The 716-nt window shown below is 53.1% G+C and carries 1 rRNA gene; it reads left to right on the top strand.

What is annotated here, in order from left to right:
* Positions 1–716: ribosomal RNA gene (locus ACGLHT_RS30025) — 23S ribosomal RNA — on the top strand; the annotation flags it as partial.

Here is a 716-nt window from a genome sequence, read left to right as displayed (position 1 = left end):
CGTAACTATAACGGTCCTAAGGTAGCGAAATTCCTTGTCGGGTAAGTTCCGACCTGCACGAATGGCGTAACGATGGCGGCGCTGTCTCCACCCGAGACTCAGTGAAATTGAAATCGCTGTGAAGATGCAGTGTATCCGCGGCTAGACGGAAAGACCCCGTGAACCTTTACTATAGCTTTGCACTGGACTTTGAATTTGCTTGTGTAGGATAGGTGGGAGGCTTTGAAGTGGGGACGCCAGTTCTCATGGAGCCATCCTTGAAATACCACCCTGGCAACTTTGAGGTTCTAACTCAGGTCCGTTATCCGGATCGAGGACAGTGTATGGTGGGTAGTTTGACTGGGGCGGTCTCCTCCCAAAGAGTAACGGAGGAGTACGAAGGTGCGCTCAGACCGGTCGGAAATCGGTCGTAGAGTATAAAGGCAAAAGCGCGCTTGACTGCGAGACAAACACGTCGAGCAGGTACGAAAGTAGGTCTTAGTGATCCGGTGGTTCTGTATGGAAGGGCCATCGCTCAACGGATAAAAGGTACTCCGGGGATAACAGGCTGATACCGCCCAAGAGTTCATATCGACGGCGGTGTTTGGCACCTCGATGTCGGCTCATCACATCCTGGGGCTGAAGCCGGTCCCAAGGGTATGGCTGTTCGCCATTTAAAGTGGTACGCGAGCTGGGTTTAGAACGTCGTGAGACAGTTCGGTCCCTATCTGCCGTGG

The sequence above is a fragment of the Pseudomonas sp. PsB genome, from assembly GCF_043658375.1.
Lineage (GTDB): Bacteria > Pseudomonadota > Gammaproteobacteria > Pseudomonadales > Pseudomonadaceae > Aquipseudomonas > Aquipseudomonas putida_Z.
The sequence above is the reverse complement of the archived record's forward strand: the minus strand, read 5'-3'. Positions and strand labels throughout refer to the sequence as shown.